Here is a 17984-nt window from a genome sequence, read left to right as displayed (position 1 = left end):
AGCCCGCCGAATAGCATGTTCCCGGAAACAGAGGGACATTTCGCAACTCTTTGGCGCTGAGAGACGGGCCGTCGCCGACGATATCGAGTCGAGTACGGACGCCGTCTTTCGGCTGGGGGTCCGCGCCGCTGGCCGGCGAAGGCGAAACTCCCGCGGGAGAGGGGAAAGCGGGAGGAGACGCCGATGAGCACGTCCGCGCCGACGAAACTCCCGCGGGAGAGAGGGAAAGCGGCCAACCGGAGGGCCCAAAGTTCGGGAGGCCCGCGGCGCTGCCGATATCATTGGCCCATGCCTACGAAGATTCAGCGCGAGCTTGCCGCCAACCCGCAGATTCTCGTCGTGTGCACGGGAAACATCTGCCGCTCGCCGATCGGCGAAGTCGTGCTGCGCAACAGGATCGAGGGAGCGGGGCTGGCCTACGGCGTCGCCAGTTGCGGGGTTTCGGACGAGGAGCACGGCAATCCGATCTATCCGCCCGCCGCCAGGGTTCTCCGCGAAGCCGGGTACCCCGTTCCCGTCCGCAGCGCCCACCGGGCGACGCGGCGCGAACTGGCCGAATCAGGGCTTATCTTGGCGATGACGACGGGGCACGCGCGGGCCTTGCGGAGAATGTGCGCCGACGCCGGGGTCGACGCGGCCCGAATTCACCTGTGGCGAGAGTTCGACGGCGACGGCCCGGGAGTCGCGCCCGACGGCTGCTTCGGCCCGGGCGGCGCGCTCGCCGACGGGAAAGAGCCCCGGGGCCGCTCCGAGTTCTACTACTCCAGCGGCCGGTGGGACGTGGCCGATCCATGGGGCGGCGGGCCCGAGGAGTACGATCGCACGCTGGCGCAGGTCGAGGCGGGCGCCGAGGGGCTGATCGCCGAGCTCACGCGGGGCTGACCTGACTGAGGCGGGGACGCGCGGACGGGGGCCGCAGGCCGAGCCCGCCGCTCATTTCATTTCCTTGTTGCCTGCCTCCTGAGCCTTCTTCAGGCCCTCGGGGACCGGATAGGACCCGAGGAAGGTGTCGAGCAGCAAGGGAGTGTAGGCTTTGGTCCCCGCGTTGACGGACGGGCCGACGGGCGGCTTCGTCGTCGTGCCCCTCGACGCCTCGACGAACGCCGAAACGTCCACGTTCCTCTTTCTCCAATAGTCGACGAAGGCCGACTGCGCCGCCACGGCCCCGGGGAAGGAGACGCCGCGTTCGGCGAGAGGCAGCTGGCCTTCGGCTGAGCCCAGCCACTTGAGGACCTTTGCGGTGGCCGCCTTGTGCTTCGTTTTCGCGTTGCCGACGGCGGCGACCCCGTGAACGGTGGATATGCGGCCCTTCGGGCCGGCCACCATGGGGGCGACGCCCCATTTGAAGCCCTTGGCCTTGTCGGCGACCTCTTTGAGGTTGTACGGGCCCGATTGGAAGAGGGCGAGCTTCCCCTTGACGAACAGGTCGCGGGTGGAATCCCCGTTCGTGTTGGTGTCTGCGGCGGGCGGCGCCACGCGGTGGGCGTTGATCATCGCCACGAGGTAGGAAAACGCGCTGTTGCCCTGAGGCGAGGCGAAGGCGAATGCGCCGTCGGAGGCCTGGTATGTGCCGCCGGCCTCGGCCAGGAAGGGGAGGTACACGGCCTGCATGTCGGCCTGCGCGTTGAACCCGTAGGTTGCGACGTTCTTTGCGTCGAAGCCGTCCTCGCCCGGATGCCTGCCGCTCTTGTCGACGGTGAGCTTGCGCGCGGCCCCCAGGAGGGTGTCGCCTTGTCCCGCGTCCGGCGCCCACGTGAGATTCGAAGCGTCGACGCCCGCGGCCTCGACCGCGTCCCTGTTGTAATACAAGGCGATGGAATCCCACAGCTGCGGAACGCCCCACAGCTTCCCTTTGCGCGTGTAAAGGTCTACGACGGACTTCTGCCACTCCTCGTGGTCCGAGCCCACGGCGTCCTCGACGTCCATGAGGTTGCCGTTGTCGGCGTACTGCGCGTAATTCGAGGAGTTGACCCAGTAGACGTCGGCCATGTCGCCCGAGGAGATGTCGAGCGGCAGGCGGTCCCAGTAGCGGTTCCAGGAAACCACCTCGACTTTGACGTCGATTTCGGGGTTCTTCTTGCGGAACTCCTTGAAGGACTCCCTGTAGGCGGCCGCGGCCTCCTGGTCCCACACGCGGAAGGTCAGCCGCGTTCCGTCCGAGGAGTCCGAGGAGGAATCGGCCGGGGAACAGGCGGCGAGGGCGAGCGTCGCTGCCGCGGTCAGCGCGGCGAGCTTCCTCTTTTGGCGTGTGAAGAGTCCACGGAGCGTCATGGGTGTTCCTTTTCGTGACTCGCTCGAAAATGCGGCGTTCGAGGAGGTTGAATGCGGTGATCTTATATCTTTTATCCTATAGAACACATTGGGCAGCTGTTGTATTCCATCCAGCGCGCCGCAGTGATTACCGGTACGTATGCGATGTTTGTTTCTTTTCGGTGGCCCGTGTGTTCATTGCATCTCGGGCTTGCACTGCGGACCACGTCCGGTTTTCCGCGGATCGCTTGGCTCTGCGAGCCGTTGGGCTGTTCCGCGACGTGTGCGGGCCGGCTCCGGGCGGCGGGGCTGCGACGCGAATCGCGCGAGCCCGGCGCCCTCGGCCTGGCGCGGCTCAGTCAGTTTGGCGCGGCTTGGTCGGCCTGGCGCGGCTCAGTCAGTTTGGCGCGGCTTGGTCGGCCTGGCGCGGCTTGGTCGGCCTGGCGTGGCTTGGTCGGCCTGGCGTGGCTCGGTCGGTTTGGCGCGGCGCCCGGCGGTCTAGCGAAGCCCCGAGATCCCCAGGGATCTGACAATCTGGCGATGGAAGACGGCGTAAAGGATGATGAGGGGCGCGAGCGCCAGGACGGTAGCGGCCATGACAAGCGTCCACTCGTTGGAATGCTCCTGCTGCAGCGCCTGCGTGGCCACGGTGAACACGTGCCACGTCGGTTCCGGGGCGATGATCGACGGCCACATGAAGGAGTTCCACTGCGAGACGACGGTGATGAGCAGGAGCGTGGCCAGAATCGGGCGGTTCATGGGAAGCATGATCGACCAGAGCGTGCGCCAGTGGCCTGCGCCGTCGAGCTTGGCGGCGTCGAGCACGTCGCTCGGAACCCCCTGGAAGTTCTGCCGAAGGAGGAAGATCGCGTAGGGGGAGCCCAGAAGGAAGGGGACGACGAGTCCCGCGAAAGTGTTTTTCATCCCCGCCTGGGTGAGCCCGGCGAACAGCGGAATCATCGTGACCACCGCCGGAACCATGAGGGTTGCGACGTAGGTCCAGAAGATGAACTCCCTGCCGGGAAAGCTCAGGCGCGCAAAAGCGTAGGCGGCTAGCACGGAGCAGACCATTTGGCCGACGGTCAAGACCGCGACCGCCTGAAGCGTCACCGCCAGCGGAACCACGAAGTTCGCGCGGCCCCCGAACAGCGAGGTGTAGTTCTCGACAGTCGGGGAGGACGGCGGCGAAAGCGGGTCGCCGCCGGCGAACTCCTCCGGGCTTTTCAGGCTGGTGAAGACGGAGAAGACGAAGGGCGCGACCGTCAGAATCGCCCCGGCGGCGAGAAACGCGTAGGTCGCCAACGTCGCTGCCCACCAGCTCGCCGGTCTGCGCGTCCGCCTGGCCGGCGATTTCGGCTCGGCGGCGGTCTGCGCGCCGCGTGCGCGCCCGGCGGCGCTCCGCATGTTCTCATTCACGTTCGTACACCGTCCGTTTCGAGAAATGGCGCTGCTGAAGGAGGGTCGCCGCCACGACGAAGACGAGGAGGACAACGGCCATGGCGCTCGCGCGTCCGATCCGGTTGGGGGCGCCGAAGGCCGTCCGATAGATCTGCGCGGCGACGACGTCCGTGGTCCCGCCCGGATAGCCGGGGTTGCCACCGGTCAGCCCGTAGACGAGGTCGAAGGCTTGAAAGGAGGAGATGAAAGACGTGACGAGCACGAAGAACGTGGTGGGGCGCAGCATCGGCAGGCGTATGCGCGTCAGGAGCCTGACCGGCCCGGCGCCGTCGAGCTTCGCCGCTTCGACGACGGACTGGGGGATCGCCTGCAGGCCTGCGAGGAAGAACAGCGAGATGTAGCCGACGTTTTGCCACACGTAGACGAAGGCGACGGTCGGCAGGGCGAGGGAGGCGTCGCTCATCCACTCGACCCTGTTGCCGAAAAGCGCGTTGACGAGTCCGTTCGAGGGGTCGAGAAGCCATTTCCACACGATTCCCAGCGTGAGGGGCGCGCAGACCCACGGCAGAACGTAGAGCAGCTGGAAAACGCCGGATCCGGGAAGCCTGCGGTTGAGGGCGACGGCGATGAGGAGGCCCGCCGCGACCGCCGCCGGGATCGCCATGAGGGAAAAAGCCGCGGTGACGAGGATCGAGCGGCGAAATCCGGGGTCGCCGAAGATGTGCGCATAGTTGTCCAAGCCCACGAAGCGCGGGGGCGATATGAGGTTCCAGTCCGTCAGTGAGGCGACGAGGACGAAGAAAATCGGCACGAGGAGGAAAAGCCCCACGCCCACGAGGGAGGGGGAGAGCATGGCGAAGGCGGTCAGCCTCTCGCCGCGGACCCGAGCCACTAAGAGGTCACCGTGAAGATCGTTCCCAATGCCACCGTCACGCCGAGCATGCAGGTCGATGCGAGCATTCCCCCGGCCCACCCCGGCTTCGGCGAAAGCGGGCTACGGCGCATGGGCAGGATTGGCGCGTCAGATTTGAGCTTGCGCGGCTGCTTCTTGAGCTGGGCCATGAGTTCCTTTTGGCGCGCGGAAGGCTCGTCGACGGCGGCGAGCTCGCCCTTGCCGGGCTCGACCTGCTGTAGCGCCAAAAGGGTTCCGACCTCGGGGTCCTTGGCGTGCTTCTTGCGCATCCCTCCGAGAGTGACGATCGATCGAAAAGGCTTTGCGCCGTCGACCGGCTGGACGACGACGGGAACCCTCAGGCCCCGCCTGGTGAGCCTTGACTCCACGGACTCGGAGGTGGCGAGGGTCCGCGCGACGACGGGGGAACCCAGGCCGTCTTTCGGCCGCACGATCCAAGGGGCGAGGAAAAGGAAGGAAAGCCCGAACAGGAGAAGGCCCGCGTACAGGACGTTGCCGCTTGTCAGGCGGTCGCCGTAGGCGAGGACGGCCACAACCGTTCCGATGCAGTTGCCGGCGAACAAGCCGGTTCCGGCGCGCCGCAGATTGTCGATGGGGCGGCTCGCGGGAATGACGGCGGAACTCAGGACGTCCCGGACGGGATGTTGTGCAGACATGTGGCGCCTCGATCGAAGGGTATGGTTCCAGTCTATGCCCTGCCCGCCCCTCGATTTCGCGCGGCGCCGCCTTCGCGCGACGCCCCGGAAGCCGCCCGCCCCGCCGCCCTCGACGGCGGGGCGGGGGCCGCTCTTTCGTTCGTGCGCTTGTGTGCGCGGGCTGCCCATGCTTGGGCCGAGCCTCGCTTGGGCTGCGCCGATCGAAACGAGCCTCGCTTGGGCTGCGCCGACCGAAACGAGCGCTACTCGGGCGGCGGCTCGGCTGTGCGCCGCCTGGCGAGGATCTGCTCGAGGGGCCGGTAGTGGGCGCGGACGGCTTTTCTGTACCCCTTGAGGTCTCCGGCTTCGGCAGCGTCGAGGATCGCGCGGTGCGCCCGGGCCGTGTCTTCCAGCCCGGCCTCGATGTGCTCGACGAGGTCGGGGATCACCGCCATGTGCACGAGCCACAGCGCAGAGACCATCTGTTTGGCGACGGAGTTCCCTATGGCGTCCAGGATCCCCGAATGGAAGGTCGCGTCCTCTTCGAGATACCGTTCGCCGGCGGCGGCCTTCGCGTCCATGGCGGCCACGGCCGCGTGGAGGACGGGGTTCTCCGTTCCCTTGAGCGCCGCGACGACGTCGGCCGAGATCCCCAGGTCGAGGTACTTTCGCAGCGCGACGACGTCGGCCAGGGAATCCGCCCCGGAGCCCGAGGTGAGCGAGGAGCGGAGAATGAGCGTGTCGACGAGGGGGCGCAGGGACATGTCGGCGACGAACGCGCCGCGCCCCTGATGGACGCGCACGATGTCGAGGGCCTCTAGCTTTCGCAGGGCCTCTCTCACGGAGGAGCGTGAGACTCCGAGCTCGGCGCAGAGAACCGCCTCTGTGGGCAGCGGGGAGCCTGGCTGGAGGTCGTGGGAGAGAATGTAGGCGCGCACCGCCTGCATCGTTGCAGTGGAACGGTTGACGAAGGGCGTGGCTGCGGAGGATTCGCCCCGCGGATCCTGGAATATGTCAGACGACTCGGCGATGATCTGTTGCAAGAATTTGTCAGACATCATATGCTGAGTATACGCGATACCCCTAGGGGGCGCACCGCTCACTACACTCAATGGAGAGGAATACCCATGAATCGCAAGAGGTTTGGCGCGAGGGCACTGGCCGTGGCGGCCGCGTGCACGCTCGCGCTGAGCGCCTGTGGAGGCAGTGGAGGCGCCTCCTCGACGTCGAAGTCTCCGGCTCCGACGGCCGCTCCCTCGCCCACCGACAAGCTCTTGACGGGCGGCGACATCAAGGCCGCAGTCGCCTACGAGACGAACAACTACCATCCGTCGTCGACGTCCTCGGCGTTGGCGCAGGGTGCGAACTGGCACGTCGTCGAAGGCCTCTATGAGCTCGACATGCACACGTACAAGCCGTACAAGGCCCTCGCTGCCACGGACGACCCGGTCAAGGTAAGCGACACCCAGTACGAGGTCAAGCTCCGCGACGGAGCCAAGTTCTCCGACGGAAAGCCCGTCACGGCCGACGACGTCGTGGCCTCCTTCCAGCGCTCGATGAAGGAAGGCAACATCTATCTGCCGATGCTTTCCTTCATCAAGGACGTGCAGAAGAAGGACGACACGACCGTCTCAATCAACCTCAACTACCCCTTCTCGCTGGTCAAGGCACGCCTTTCTCTCGTCAAAATCGTTCCGGCGGCGGCCTCCGACGAGGCCCTGACCTCCAAGCCGATCGGCACGGGCCCGTGGGCGTACGAGGCGATCGATTCGACGCACATCGCCTTCGCCCCCAACCCGAATTACAACGGCTCCAAGCCCGCCAAGGCCAAGCACATGGAGTGGAAGATCCTCAAGGACGACACCGCCCGGGTGACCGCCATGCAGCAGAAGACCGTCTCCGCCATGGAGTCGGTGCCCGCAGAGTCCGCCGACCTCCTGAAGTCCGCCGGGGCCCAGATCACCGAGGTCCAGGGCTTCAACCTTCCCTTCCTCATGTTCAACACGAAGAAGGCGCCCTTCGACAACCCGAAGGTCCGGCAGGCATTCTTCTACGCCGTCAACACCGAGAAGCTCATCGACCTCGGCACGTCCGGCACGGCGACGGCGGCGTCGTCCTTCCTCCCCGAAACCCACCCGAACTACCACAAGGCTTCGACGGTCTACAAGTACGACCCGGAGAAGGCCAAGAAGCTTCTCAAGGAGGCCGGAGTCCAGAACCTGCACCTGACGCTCTTGACCACCGACCACACGTGGATCACCAAGCTTTCGCCGCAGATCGTCGAGGACCTCAAAGCGGTGGGCGTGACGGTCGAGCTGAAGGCGCTCGCCTCCAGTTCCCTGTACAAGGACCACACCGACGTCGACAATCCGAATTTCGACGTGGTTCTGGCCCCCGGCGACCCGTCGGTCTTCGGCAACGACCCCGACCTTCTCATGAACTGGTGGTACGGCGACAACAGCTGGACCCAAAAGCGCACCCAGTGGAAGGACTCCGAGGGATACAAGAAGCTGCACGCATCGCTTGACAAGGCCGTCCGCGCGACGGGCGACGAGCAGCAGAAGGCGTGGAAGGAGGCCTACGACATCGTGGCCAAGGAAGCTCCCCTCTACCCGCTGTTCCACCGCAAAGTCGTGACCGCCTACTATCCGAAGAAGGTCTCGGCATACGCGCCGATCAGCACCACCGGCATCGACTTCGTCGGCGCCGGAGCCGGCAGCGAAAGCGGAGCCAAGTGATCCGCAGGGGCGGCGGGCAGCCGCTCGCCGCCCCTGTCCTCGGCGCGCCCCCGCCTGTGCTCGCCGCCCGGCTCGCCTGCCGCCGGCCAGGCCCGGCGTTTGCCAAACCCTCGTCTTCTTGGCCCCTGCCGGCCTTCTCACCTTTTCCCATTCCACCGTTTCCCTTTCCCTCGCTCTACCAGACCAACCCTCACATCATCATGACGCGTGCGGCCCGCAGCGGCCGGACGCTCGCAACCACCATGCGTCAGGCGGGCTTTGCCGGCCGGTGCGCAACACCAGGAGATCCTCGTGAACAATCTCGTGAGACTCATCGGACGGCGCCTCGTCGCGCTGCCGATCATGGTTCTCGGCGTGACGTTCCTCGTGTTCTTCCTCATGTCCTTCTCGAAGATCGATGAGGCTTATACGGCCCTCGGCGAAGGAGCGTCACAGAAGGCGCTGGAGGAATACCGCGAAAGCCACGGCCTCAACGATCCGTTCTTCGTTCGCTACGGTTCCTTTCTCTGGAACTTCTTCACCAAGGGCGACCTCGGCAGCTACGGCGCGAATCGCGCCCCCGTGAGCGACAGAGTCGCCGAAGCCTTTCCGGTGACGCTGCAGCTGACCTTCCTCGGCCTGCTGATCGCCGTCGTCATTTCGGTGTTCTTCGGCGTCGTCGCGGCCCTCTACCGCGATCGGTGGCCGGACAAGGCGATTCGCGTCTTCTCCATCGCCGCCATCGCGACGCCCTCGTTCTGGCTGGGCGTCCTCCTCATTTTGGCCTTCGCCATCAGCAATCCAATCTTCGACGTTTCGGGCGAGCTCGTCCCCTTCAGCGAGGATCCCGGCGCTTGGCTCAACCGAATGCTGCTGCCGGCGTTCGCATTGGGCCTGCCCGTCGCGGGGTCGCTCACCAGGGTGATCCGCACAGCCGTCGTCGAAGAGCTCGACAAAGACTACGTCCGCACGGCCATCGGGGCGGGAATCCCCAAACGCGTCGTCGTCTCGCGCAACGTCCTGCGCAACGCCCTCATCACGCCGATCACGGTTCTGGGCCTGCGCATCGGATACCTCATGGGAGGCGCGGTCATCATCGAGATCATCTTCAATCTCAACGGCATGGGACGGGCGATCCTCGAGGGCGTCAAAGAGAACTACCCGGCCCTCGTGCAGGGAGTGACCCTCATTGTGGCCCTGTCGTTCATCGTCATCAACATCCTGGTCGACATGCTCTACGTCCTCGTCAACCCGCGAATCAGGGAGGTCTGAGATGCGCCGCAAGCTCACCGAAAAAATGGAGGGGCGCGTTCGCCTCCGCCGCTGGAAGGCGATGAACGCCGGAGCGAAGATCTCCCTTGTCTTCCTCGGATTCATGGCGCTTCTCGCCGTTCTCGCGCCGATCGCCGCTCCGCACGATCCGTACGCGACATTCGGCAAGAACCTCGAGCCTGGCACGCACGAGGTGTGGGTCGGCGCCGCCAAGGAGCACCTGACGTTCCTTTTCGGAACGGACGGAAGCGGCCGCGACATCCTTTCGCGCATGCTCTACGGCGCCCGGTACTCGCTCGTCATCGGATTGGCCGCCACTGCCTTCGCGCTGCTGTGCGGCGCTGTGATCGGCTCGGTGGCAGCCGTTTCCCGCAAGTGGATCTCCGAAGTGATCATGCGGATCATGGACATCGTCATGTCCTTCCCGGGCATCGCGCTCGCCGCCGTGTTCATCTCCGTGTTCGGCACGACCCTCCCGGTCATCATCCTCGCCATCGGATTCCTTTACATCCCGCAGATCACCCGCGTGGTCCGGGCGAACGTCATAGCCGAATACGGCGAGGACTACGTCAACGCCGTGGTCGTCTCCGGCGCCCGCGCCCCCTGGATCCTCGTCAAGCACGTGGCGCGCAACAGCGTCGCCCCGATCATGGTCTTCGCAACCGTCCTCGTGGCGGACGCCATCGTCTTCGAGGCCTCGCTCTCCTTCATCCAGGCCGGCATCCAGGAGCCGACGCCGACGTGGGGCAATCTCTTGGCAAACGCCCGGGCCGGCGTCATCTACAACTACTGGTGGGCCGCCCTCTTCCCGGGCTTGGCCATCATGCTCACGGTCCTGTGCCTCAACGTCCTCTCGGAGGGAATGACCGACGCCATAGTCGCGGCGCCGAAGGGCCCGGTCGACGTTCCCGAGACCTCCTCCGACGCCGAACGCGAAGCCGACAAGATGCTCGTGGACCCCGTGGCCGCGCACAGGCTCCAAGCTGAGGCGCTGAGCAACCGGCTCGACGCCCTCAAGGAAATGGAGACCCTGAGGAAAGACCGCCACATTCCCGTTTCCGAGGAGCCGCCGCTTCTTCAGGTCAAGGATCTGTGCATCAAGTTCCCGCGCCACGGCGACGTCAACGTGGTGGACCACGTCAGCTTCTCGGTGCGGCCGGGCGAAACGATGGGCCTCGTGGGCGAATCGGGCTGCGGCAAGTCCATCACGTCCCTTGCAATCATGGGCCTGCTCGATCCCCGGGCCGAAATCTCCGGCGAGATCCTCTACGACGGCAAGAACCTCCTGGAGCTCTCGCCCTCCGAGCGCAACGCGCTGCGCGGGCACGAGCTCGCGATGGTCTACCAGGACGCGCTGTCCTCCCTCAACCCGTCGATGCTCATCAAATCCCAGATGAAACAGCTGACCAAACGCGGGGGAACGCGGTCGATGGAGGATCTGCTGGAGCTCGTCGGGCTCGATCCCCACCGAACCCTCAACTCCTATCCGCACGAGCTCTCGGGAGGCCAGCGCCAGCGCGTCCTCATCGCCATGGCGCTGACCCGCGACCCCAAGCTCGTCATCGCCGACGAGCCCACCACCGCCCTCGACGTCACCGTGCAAAAGCAGGTCATCGAACTGCTCAACAAGCTGCGCGACGAACTCGGCTTTGCGATGGTGTTCGTCTCCCACGACCTCGCCCTCGTGGCCGAGGTGGCCCACTCCATCACGGTGATGTACGCCGGCCAGGTGGTCGAGCAGGCCTCGACCGTCGAGCTGATGACCGACCCTCGCCACGAATACACCCGCGGGCTTCTCGGCTCGGTCCTCTCGATCGAGGCGGCCTTCGGCCGGCTCCACCAGGTTCCGGGCACAGTCCCGTCGCCGAAGGACTTCCCCTCCGGCGACCGCTTCGCCCCGCGCTCGAGCCACCCCGACGTGGGCGGCGACGTCCGGCCCGTCATGCGCCGAGTCGAAGGCAGCTGGCACTTCTACGCCGACCATCCCGAAGGGTACGCGGCGATCGCGGCAGCGGCCGCCCCGGCGCCCGGCAGAGCCGCGGGCGCGACCGGGTCCGCTGCGATCGCGACCCCTTCGGCCGCCGTCGCGACACTTTCGGCTCCCAGCGCGGGACGGGCGGCCACCCCGGATCGTGCGGCCAGCCCGGATCGCGCGTTCAGTCCGGATCGTGCGGCCAGCCCGGATCGTGCGGCGGATGCCAGCCGAAGCCCCGCATCCGCGCCGCGCGAGAGCCTTCCGCAGACGGAGGGCCTCGCACACGGCGGGAGCCCTGTGCGCGACGTCGCCTCTGCAAACGGCGCCGGCCTTGTGCGCGACGAGGGCGCCGCGCCCGAAGACGGGCGCCCCACACTCAAAACGGAGGAGGAAAAATGAGCGCCGAAACCCTTCTGGCGAGGACGGCCGGGGGCTCGGTCGCCGACGCTGCGCGGCCTGACGCCGCTCGGCCCGGAGCCGCTCCCGCAGACGTCGCACGTCCCGTTGAGAGCGGCTCGGCAGAGGCGCCCCGCGGGCGCGGCTACGGGTCCGGGCCGATCATCGAGCTCGACGACGTCCACGTGACGTTCCGAACGCGGACCGCAGGAAAGTCCATCAGGGCCGTGCGCGGGGTGAGCCTCAAGCTCATGCCGGGCGAGACGATCGGCATCGTCGGCGAATCGGGCTGCGGCAAATCGACTACGGCCAACGTCATGTGCGGGCTGCAAAAGCCCACCGCCGGCCGCGTCTATTTCCAGGGCCGCGAGGTCACCAAGCGAACGGTCGAGGACAGGCGCGCCATCGGGCGGGTCATATCGGTCATCTTCCAGGACCCGGCCACCGCCCTCAACGCGAGGATGGCCGTCCGCGACCAGCTGGCCGACCCCCTTCACGTGCACAAGGTCGGGACGAAGCAGGAGCGCGAGGCGCGGGTGCGCGAGCTCATCTCGCTGGTGGGACTGCCGACGTCGGCCCTCGACGCCCTCCCCGGCCAGCTTTCCGGCGGTCAGCGCCAGAGGGTCGCCATCGCACGCGCGCTCGCGATCAAACCCGCGGCGATCATCGCCGACGAGCCGACGTCGGCCCTCGACGTCTCGGTCCGCGCGCAAATCCTCAACCTCCTGACCGACCTGAAGGACGAGCTCGGGCTGGCGATGGTGTTCATCAGCCACGACATCCAGACTGTGCGTTACGTCTCCGACAGGATCGTTGTGATGAACGGCGGCCAGATCGTCGAGGAAGGGCCGGCGGCGACGCTGCTGGCCGACCCGCAGGATCCCTACACACGCAAGCTCCTGAGTGCGGCGCCTTCGCTTCTGCACCCGAGCATTCCAGACGACCTCGCATCCGCGGATGAAGAATCGCGCAATACAGCAAAGGAAGAGAGCACATGGCAGCCCACGCCGACTTCAGCGGAGTGATCCCGCCCGTCGTCACGCCGCTCACCGCCGATCGCGAACTCGGCCGCGCGAGCTTGAAACGGTCGATCGATCGAATGATCGACCGCGGAGTGCACGGCCTTTTCCTTCTCGGATCGTCGAGCGAGGTCGTGTTTTGCACCGACTCGCGCCGCAGGGAGATCGTCGAGACGGGCATTGAGGCCGCCGCGGGCCGGGTTCCGGTGCTCGTGGGCGTCATCGACGCTCAGACGGAGAGGATGGTCGAGCACGCCCGCGCCGCGCGCGAGCTCGGGGCCGACGCCGTCGTCGCGACCGCCCCCTTCTACGCGCTCGGCGGCCCCGACGAGATCGAAGCCAATTTCCGCGCCATTCGCGAGGAGGTCGACCTTCCGCTGTTCGCCTACGACCTGCCGGTGTGCGTCCACAAGAAGCTGGACGCGGACATGCTCGTCAGGCTCGGAAGCGAGGGGGTTCTCGCGGGGGTCAAGGATTCCTCGGGCGACGACGTCAACTTCCGCTTCCTCGTCCAGAAGAACCGGGCGGCAGGCAGCCCGCTCAAGCTGTTCACGGGCCACGAGGTCGTCGTCGACGGCGCCTTCCTCTCGGGGGCCGACGGCGTCGTCCCCGGACTGGGCAATGTCGATCCGTGCGGGTACGTCCAGCAGTACAAGGCCTACCGCGAAGGCGACTGGGAGGCCGTCGTCCAAATTCAGGACAGGCTGGCGCTGCTCATGACGATCACCTCGGTGACGGAGGGCGCCGTGGGCTTCGGCGCCGGCGTCGGGGCGTTCAAGACGGCGCTTCAGCTTTTGGGCGTGTTCGAGACCAACCAGATGCCGCGCCCTGTGCGCGCACTCGAGGGCGGGAACGTCGAAGCCGTCCGGAACGTGCTCGTCGCCGCGGGGATGCTCGCGCGATGAGCGGTGCGGCGGTGCCTTCGACCGAGGGGGAGGCGGGGCCTTCGGCTGAGGGACGGCGCCTCGTCCTCGACATCGGAGGCACGAAGATAGCGGCGGGAGTCTGCACCCCAGGTCAGCCTTCCGTCCGCCATCGGGCGACCCGACCCACCCGGCCGCACCGCGGGGGCGCGGCGGTTGTGGAGACGGCGCTCGAGCTGGCCCGCGAGGTCGCCCGGAAGGCGGGCGGCCCGCTGGCCGGCGTCGCAGCGGCCAGCGCCGGAGTCATCGACCGTGCGACGGGCACGGTTGCCTCCGCCACCGACCTCATGCCCGGCTGGGCAGGGACGGCTCTCGGCCCGGCCCTCGCTGAAGGCCTCGGAGTTCCCGCGTTTGTGCTCAACGACGTCCACGCCCACGCGCTCGGGGAGATGCGGTTCGGGGCCGGCGCAGGCCTGCGCAACGCGTTGGTGGCGGCGGTCGGAACGGGAATCGGCGGGGCGATCGTCGCCGAGGGAAAAGTCCTGTTCGGCCCGCGGGACCTCGCCGGGCACGTCGGGCACGTCGGCCACCGGCTCGGCGAGGGCTTCGCATGCTCGTGCGGGCGCGACGGCCACATTGAGCCCGTCGCCTCCGGAACCGGCGTCATCCGCCTCTATCGTTCCCGCGGCGGATCCCCGGACGTGAACGACGGCGCAGAGCTTCGCCGCCTCGCGGACCGGGGCGACGCCGAAGCGCGAAGGGCCTTCTCCGACGCCGGCGCCGCCCTCGGAGAGGTTCTCGGGTCGCTCGCCAACTGCCTCGACCCGGAGGCGATCGTGCTGTCCGGCTCCCTGAGCGGGGTCGGCGAATACTGGTGGGCGTCGCTGCGGGCCGGGTATCGCCGGCAGGCCATGGATCCCGTGCGCGGCGTCCCGCTCGTGCGGGGAACGCTTGGCGGGGACGCCCCCCTGCTGGGCGCGCTCGCCTACGCCGCTGAGTTTCAGGAGGAAGAATGCACCCGTTGATCGCCTCGCTCCGAGGCCGCCTCGTCGTTTCATGCCAAGCTTATCCCGGCGAGCCCATGCGCTGCCCGGAGACGATGGCGCAGATTGCGCTCGCCGCCGAACGCGGAGGGGCCGCCGCGATCCGGTGCCAAGGCCTGGCGGACATCGCAGCCGTCAAGGGCCGAGTCGAAGTGCCCGTCATCGGCCTGTGGAAGGAGGGCCGCGAGGGCGTCTACATCACGCCCACGCTGCGCCACGCCAGGGCGTGTTCGAACGCCGGGGCCGACGTCGTCGCCGTCGATGCGACGGGACGCCCCCGGCCCGACGGCCTGACCTTCGCCGAAACCGTCGGGGCGTTGAAATCCGAGGGCGTCCTCGTCATGGCGGACTGCGGCTCCATCGATGATGCAAGGCGGGCCGCCGGCGCGGGATGCGCGATTCTGTCGACGACGCTCGCGGGCTATACGGGCGAGCGCCCTCGCACGGACGGGCCCGACGTCGAACTGCTCGAGCTCATGGTCGCCGAGTTCCCAGAATTCCCGGTCATATGCGAGGGCCGAATCCACACCCCCGAACACGCCGAGGCCGTGATGGCAGCGGGCGCGTGGGCGGCGGTGGTCGGAACGGCCGTCACGCATCCGACGACGATAACCGGATGGTTCGATGAATCCGTGCGGCGAGGGGGCGAACGCGCGAAGCAATGAGGTTCGCAGCGTTCTGAGCCGTTCGCGTTCCTCGCCGGCGGGGAACATTGCCCATGTACTTTCCCGCGGGACTGCCGTAGCGTAATGGAAATTATCGGTTGCCTGCCGCCCATATGCGAACTGCAAAGGAAAACGATGCCGCTACCGCGTTCTTCCGTCGAAGGTGAGTCCGAGCTCAGCGAGTCCTTCCACGATTCGGGCGGACGGGAGAAGCCCTCTGCGAACCGCAGGCAGGCGATGGCGGTGGCGATCGCGTTCGCTTTTGGAGCGGTTGTGATGCTGGGCTGGCTGATGTCCGACCGCGGCGAGGAAGCTGCGGACGGTTCGACGTCGGCTGGCGCGTCCGAGACCCGCTCGGTCGGCGGCGCTCCTTCGGTCAGCGCCGCGGGGAGCGGCGGAATCCCAACGGACGCTGCGACCGTCGAAGTCGCCGGACTCAAGGGGAAGAGCGCCTCGCGGATCCTGGCCAAGGCGACGTCTTCGAAAATCGAGGCGGCCCTCGCCGGCGGCAAGGGCTGGACGGGCGGCGCCCTCGAAGTCGAGGCCCAGTCGTTCTCCCGCGTCGTTGTTGGAAAAGTCGATCGACGCAAGGGCGAGACGGCGCCCTCGGAAAACGAGGCGGAGTACTTCGTCGAGGCGTCGCTCAAGGTCAAGAACGCGGGCTCGGGCGACGTTCCCTTCTACGACGTCGATTTCGTCCTCGTCGATTCCGAGCGCGGCCTGGTCAGCTCGTCGAAGGGCGACGCGGGCCTAGACGAGGGCATAACGCTCAAGGGAGGCGAGGAAACCACCGTCAAGCTGCGCTTCAAAGTGAGCAAACACCTGCAGGAGGCCAAGTTCTTCTTCGGAACGTCAGACAGCTCGGGGATGGTTTTCTACGAAGTCAGCGAGCCTGTGACGCTCAGGTGATTCAGTCGGCCATCGGCGCTCTGACGGGTCGGACGGCCTGCGCCTTCCCTCTCCGACGCACGTCGGTTCCGCTTTTGAGGGGCGCTTTCGGCATGTTGGGAGTAGGATTGGCAGCGCTCGGCCGTCGACGACGTCGGCGTCGCGGGCGCTAACGGAAAGTTGGACTTTTAACACAATTAAACATTCGTTTGTATTTTTAAATGCAATTAGATGTTTCTTGTTATTGGAAGCTCTATTTAAAATTTATTTTTATTCAAATCGTGTTGAACAATTGCTTTTACATTGTTAAGGTGGTCTTATGGAAATGGCGAAGGCGGCGTCCATGGCGCGAGAGCTGATGGACGGGCACGGGCTGCGCGGGTGGCGGCTCGATTTCGATCGGGCTCGGCGCCGTGCGGGCGTGACGAGATATGCTGAGCGCACGATCTCTCTGTCTTCGCTCATCGTTCCGCTGTGCACGGTCGATCAGGTGCGGGACACGGTCCTCCACGAGATCGCCCACGCGCTCGTGGGGCCCGAGCACGGACACGGCCCCGTGTGGAAAAAGACGGCCGTCGAACTCGGGGCCTTGCCCCGGGCGACGGCGCGCGGCCTGCCGACGCCTCCCGCGCCGTGGGTCGGACGGTGCCCGGAAGGCCACACGGTCGAGCGCTTCCGCCGACCGAGGTCCCCGGTCTCGTGCGCCAAGTGCTCGCCCCGTTTCGACAAGCGCTTCCAGCTGCGCTGGGTGCGGCGATAAGGGGAATGCACCCCCGGACGCGGATTGTGGACGAACCTTTCACGCTGGTAGGATCCGGTGCTAGCATGATGGCGTCGATTTGCGAGAGCGCATTGGGTCGACTGCCCAGGCGAGACACGACGATGGGAATGACATGACAGATTTTTCGCACGGATCCGGGGGGCGTCAGGAACCTGGAGAGGATGGACACGCCGCTGGGACCGGACCTTGGAATTCTGAGCAAGGGCTTCAAGGGGGCGCGCCTTACAACCAGTTCGGACAGCAGCAGGCGCCGTTTGGTCAGCAGCAGGCGCCGTTCGGACAGCAGCAGCCCCTCGGCTATGACGGGGCTTTTGCCTCCAACAATATGCCCGGCGCCCCCAATGCGCCGAGCCAGGCTTCCGCCCCCGATGCGGCGGGCCGGCAGGCCTCCGGGGAGTACGATTACGCGCCGAGCGTCACGCCCGGATCTTCCCGCCCGTTCTCGCAGCCGCCGGCCGGAGGCCCTCCGTTCGGCGATCCGCACCAGGCGAACGGCATGGGCTACGGCGGGCAGGGGGGCGCCGGATACCCGCCGGGAGGAATGTACGGAGGCGCCTTCGAGCAGCCGAGGAGGAGAGTCTCCCCCTTGATTGTCGTCGTGGCGGTCATAGCGGTCATCGGCGTCGTGGTCGGAGCGCTCTGGGCGACCGGCGTCTTCGGAAAGGACAAGCCCGAAGCCAATCCGACCTCCGGCGTCACGGACACCACTGACCCAGACGATTCGACTCCTACCGACGACGATTCGACACCGACCGACGACGACACGACTTCGACCGACGACGACACGACGACGGACCCGACCGGCCCCTCGTCGCGGGACACCGACGATCCGCTGGGGAAGATCGGCTACCAGATAAAACCGGTGACGAAGCAGGGGGACGCCTACACGTTGCAGGACACATCCATTCAGGTTCTGGAGTACAAAGCCGACGCCCGGGAACAGGCAAAGGCTGTGAACAGCCAAGACTATAGAGACGATAGGAACTACATCGGCGTCAAGCTTCGGCTGACTTACAACGGCTCGAAGCGTGCATATCCCTTTGAGTACAGGTTCTACGTCGGCGATCAGTCGTCGAAGGATCTCATGTTCAACATTGAAGACAAATCTCAAGATTCGTTGATGTCGATAAAGCCCCTGGAAGCAGGCAAACCGATCGAAGGGTGGCTGT

General features: G+C 66.5%; 15 protein-coding genes and 1 pseudogene. 11 read left to right on the top strand and 5 right to left on the bottom strand.

The window, feature by feature from the left end; all coding sequences use genetic code 11:
- Window positions 1-288: 288 nt before the first annotated feature.
- Window positions 289-882 (top strand): low molecular weight protein-tyrosine-phosphatase, encoded by a 594-nt coding sequence (locus ACO48X_RS03860; RefSeq protein ID WP_485000712.1) that lies wholly within the window; start codon window positions 289-291, stop codon window positions 880-882.
- 51 nt (window positions 883-933) lie between these two features.
- Here ACO48X_RS03860 and ACO48X_RS03855 read toward each other — a convergent pair whose 3' ends face one another.
- The 5 genes from ACO48X_RS03855 to ACO48X_RS03835 all read right to left on the bottom strand — a co-directional run bounded on the left by ACO48X_RS03855 (window position 934) and on the right by ACO48X_RS03835 (window position 6257).
- The gene (locus ACO48X_RS03855) at window positions 934-2271 is read right to left on the bottom strand and encodes an ABC transporter substrate-binding protein (protein WP_485000711.1); all 1338 of its coding nucleotides are present in this window, start codon (window positions 2269-2271) and stop codon (window positions 934-936) included.
- 477 nt (window positions 2272-2748) lie between these two features.
- Entirely contained in the window at window positions 2749-3666 is a 918-nt protein-coding gene (locus tag ACO48X_RS03850) for a carbohydrate ABC transporter permease (RefSeq protein WP_485000710.1), read from the bottom strand.
- A complete protein-coding gene (locus ACO48X_RS03845; RefSeq protein ID WP_485000708.1) occupies window positions 3659-4540 on the bottom strand; it encodes a carbohydrate ABC transporter permease in 882 nt (293 codons plus the stop codon). The genes ACO48X_RS03850 and ACO48X_RS03845 overlap by 8 nt, the downstream gene beginning before the upstream one ends.
- The gene (locus ACO48X_RS03840; protein ID WP_485000707.1) at window positions 4540-5217 is read right to left on the bottom strand and encodes a hypothetical protein; all 678 of its coding nucleotides are present in this window, start codon (window positions 5215-5217) and stop codon (window positions 4540-4542) included. Before ACO48X_RS03840 ends, ACO48X_RS03845 begins: the two co-directional genes overlap by 1 nt.
- Window positions 5218-5459: 242 nt before the next feature.
- Window positions 5460-6257 carry a FadR/GntR family transcriptional regulator gene (locus tag ACO48X_RS03835; protein WP_485000706.1) on the bottom strand — a complete coding sequence of 266 codons (798 nt, stop codon included), beginning with the start codon at window positions 6255-6257 and terminating at the stop codon, window positions 5460-5462.
- Between the two features lie 66 nt (window positions 6258-6323).
- Here ACO48X_RS03835 and ACO48X_RS03830 point away from each other — a divergent pair, with 66 nt between their 5' ends.
- From ACO48X_RS03830 to ACO48X_RS03785, 10 genes and pseudogenes are all read left to right on the top strand, one after another.
- Complete coding sequence (locus ACO48X_RS03830; RefSeq protein WP_485000705.1) at window positions 6324-7934, top strand: ABC transporter substrate-binding protein; 1611 nt, start codon at window positions 6324-6326, stop codon at window positions 7932-7934.
- Between the two features lie 291 nt (window positions 7935-8225).
- Entirely contained in the window at window positions 8226-9185 is a 960-nt protein-coding gene (locus ACO48X_RS03825; protein ID WP_485000704.1) for an ABC transporter permease, read from the top strand.
- 1 nt (window position 9186) lies between these two features.
- Window positions 9187-11172 (top strand): annotated as a pseudogene (locus ACO48X_RS03820) (dipeptide/oligopeptide/nickel ABC transporter permease/ATP-binding protein); the annotation flags it as partial.
- Between the two features lie 383 nt (window positions 11173-11555).
- Window positions 11556-12581: an ABC transporter ATP-binding protein gene (locus ACO48X_RS03815; RefSeq protein WP_485000703.1), complete on the top strand. Its 1026-nt coding sequence runs from the start codon at window positions 11556-11558 to the stop codon at window positions 12579-12581.
- Window positions 12551-13480: a dihydrodipicolinate synthase family protein gene (locus tag ACO48X_RS03810; protein ID WP_485000702.1), complete on the top strand. Its 930-nt coding sequence runs from the start codon at window positions 12551-12553 to the stop codon at window positions 13478-13480. The genes ACO48X_RS03815 and ACO48X_RS03810 overlap by 31 nt, the downstream gene beginning before the upstream one ends.
- Window positions 13477-14463 (top strand): ROK family protein, encoded by a 987-nt coding sequence (locus ACO48X_RS03805; protein WP_485000701.1) that lies wholly within the window; start codon window positions 13477-13479, stop codon window positions 14461-14463. The genes ACO48X_RS03810 and ACO48X_RS03805 overlap by 4 nt, the downstream gene beginning before the upstream one ends.
- Window positions 14451-15146, top strand: a complete 696-nt coding sequence (locus tag ACO48X_RS03800) for an N-acetylmannosamine-6-phosphate 2-epimerase (RefSeq protein WP_485000700.1) — start codon at window positions 14451-14453, stop codon at window positions 15144-15146. Before ACO48X_RS03805 ends, ACO48X_RS03800 begins: the two co-directional genes overlap by 13 nt.
- Window positions 15147-15281: 135 nt before the next feature.
- Window positions 15282-16055 carry a hypothetical protein gene (locus tag ACO48X_RS03795; RefSeq protein WP_485000699.1) on the top strand — a complete coding sequence of 258 codons (774 nt, stop codon included), beginning with the start codon at window positions 15282-15284 and terminating at the stop codon, window positions 16053-16055.
- 298 nt (window positions 16056-16353) lie between these two features.
- Window positions 16354-16794: a SprT-like domain-containing protein gene (locus ACO48X_RS03790; protein WP_485000698.1), complete on the top strand. Its 441-nt coding sequence runs from the start codon at window positions 16354-16356 to the stop codon at window positions 16792-16794.
- 133 nt (window positions 16795-16927) lie between these two features.
- A partial coding sequence (locus tag ACO48X_RS03785; protein ID WP_485000697.1) for a hypothetical protein occupies window positions 16928-17984 on the top strand: 1057 nt, incomplete at its 3' end.

Source organism: Peptidiphaga sp., from assembly GCF_057238965.1.
The sequence above is the reverse complement of the archived record's forward strand: the minus strand, read 5'-3'. Positions and strand labels throughout refer to the sequence as shown.

Bases quoted from the DNA above. Each gene is read 5' to 3' on its own strand.
- ACO48X_RS03860 (WP_485000712.1), top strand. From the start codon at position 289: ATGCCTACGAAGATTCAGCGCGAGCTTGCCGCCAACCCGCAGATTCTC.
- ACO48X_RS03855 (WP_485000711.1), bottom strand. From the start codon at position 2,271: ATGACGCTCCGTGGACTCTTCACACGCCAAAAGAGGAAGCTCGCCGCG.
- ACO48X_RS03840 (WP_485000707.1), bottom strand. From the start codon at position 5,217: ATGTCTGCACAACATCCCGTCCGGGACGTCCTGAGTTCCGCCGTCATT.
- ACO48X_RS03835 (WP_485000706.1), bottom strand. From the start codon at position 6,257: ATGATGTCTGACAAATTCTTGCAACAGATCATCGCCGAGTCGTCTGAC.
- ACO48X_RS03830 (WP_485000705.1), top strand. From the start codon at position 6,324: ATGAATCGCAAGAGGTTTGGCGCGAGGGCACTGGCCGTGGCGGCCGCG.
- ACO48X_RS03815 (WP_485000703.1), top strand. From the start codon at position 11,556: ATGAGCGCCGAAACCCTTCTGGCGAGGACGGCCGGGGGCTCGGTCGCC.
- ACO48X_RS03810 (WP_485000702.1), top strand. From the start codon at position 12,551: ATGGCAGCCCACGCCGACTTCAGCGGAGTGATCCCGCCCGTCGTCACG.
- ACO48X_RS03805 (WP_485000701.1), top strand. From the start codon at position 13,477: ATGAGCGGTGCGGCGGTGCCTTCGACCGAGGGGGAGGCGGGGCCTTCG.
- ACO48X_RS03800 (WP_485000700.1), top strand. From the start codon at position 14,451: ATGCACCCGTTGATCGCCTCGCTCCGAGGCCGCCTCGTCGTTTCATGC.
- ACO48X_RS03795 (WP_485000699.1), top strand. From the start codon at position 15,282: ATGCCGCTACCGCGTTCTTCCGTCGAAGGTGAGTCCGAGCTCAGCGAG.
- ACO48X_RS03790 (WP_485000698.1), top strand. From the start codon at position 16,354: ATGGAAATGGCGAAGGCGGCGTCCATGGCGCGAGAGCTGATGGACGGG.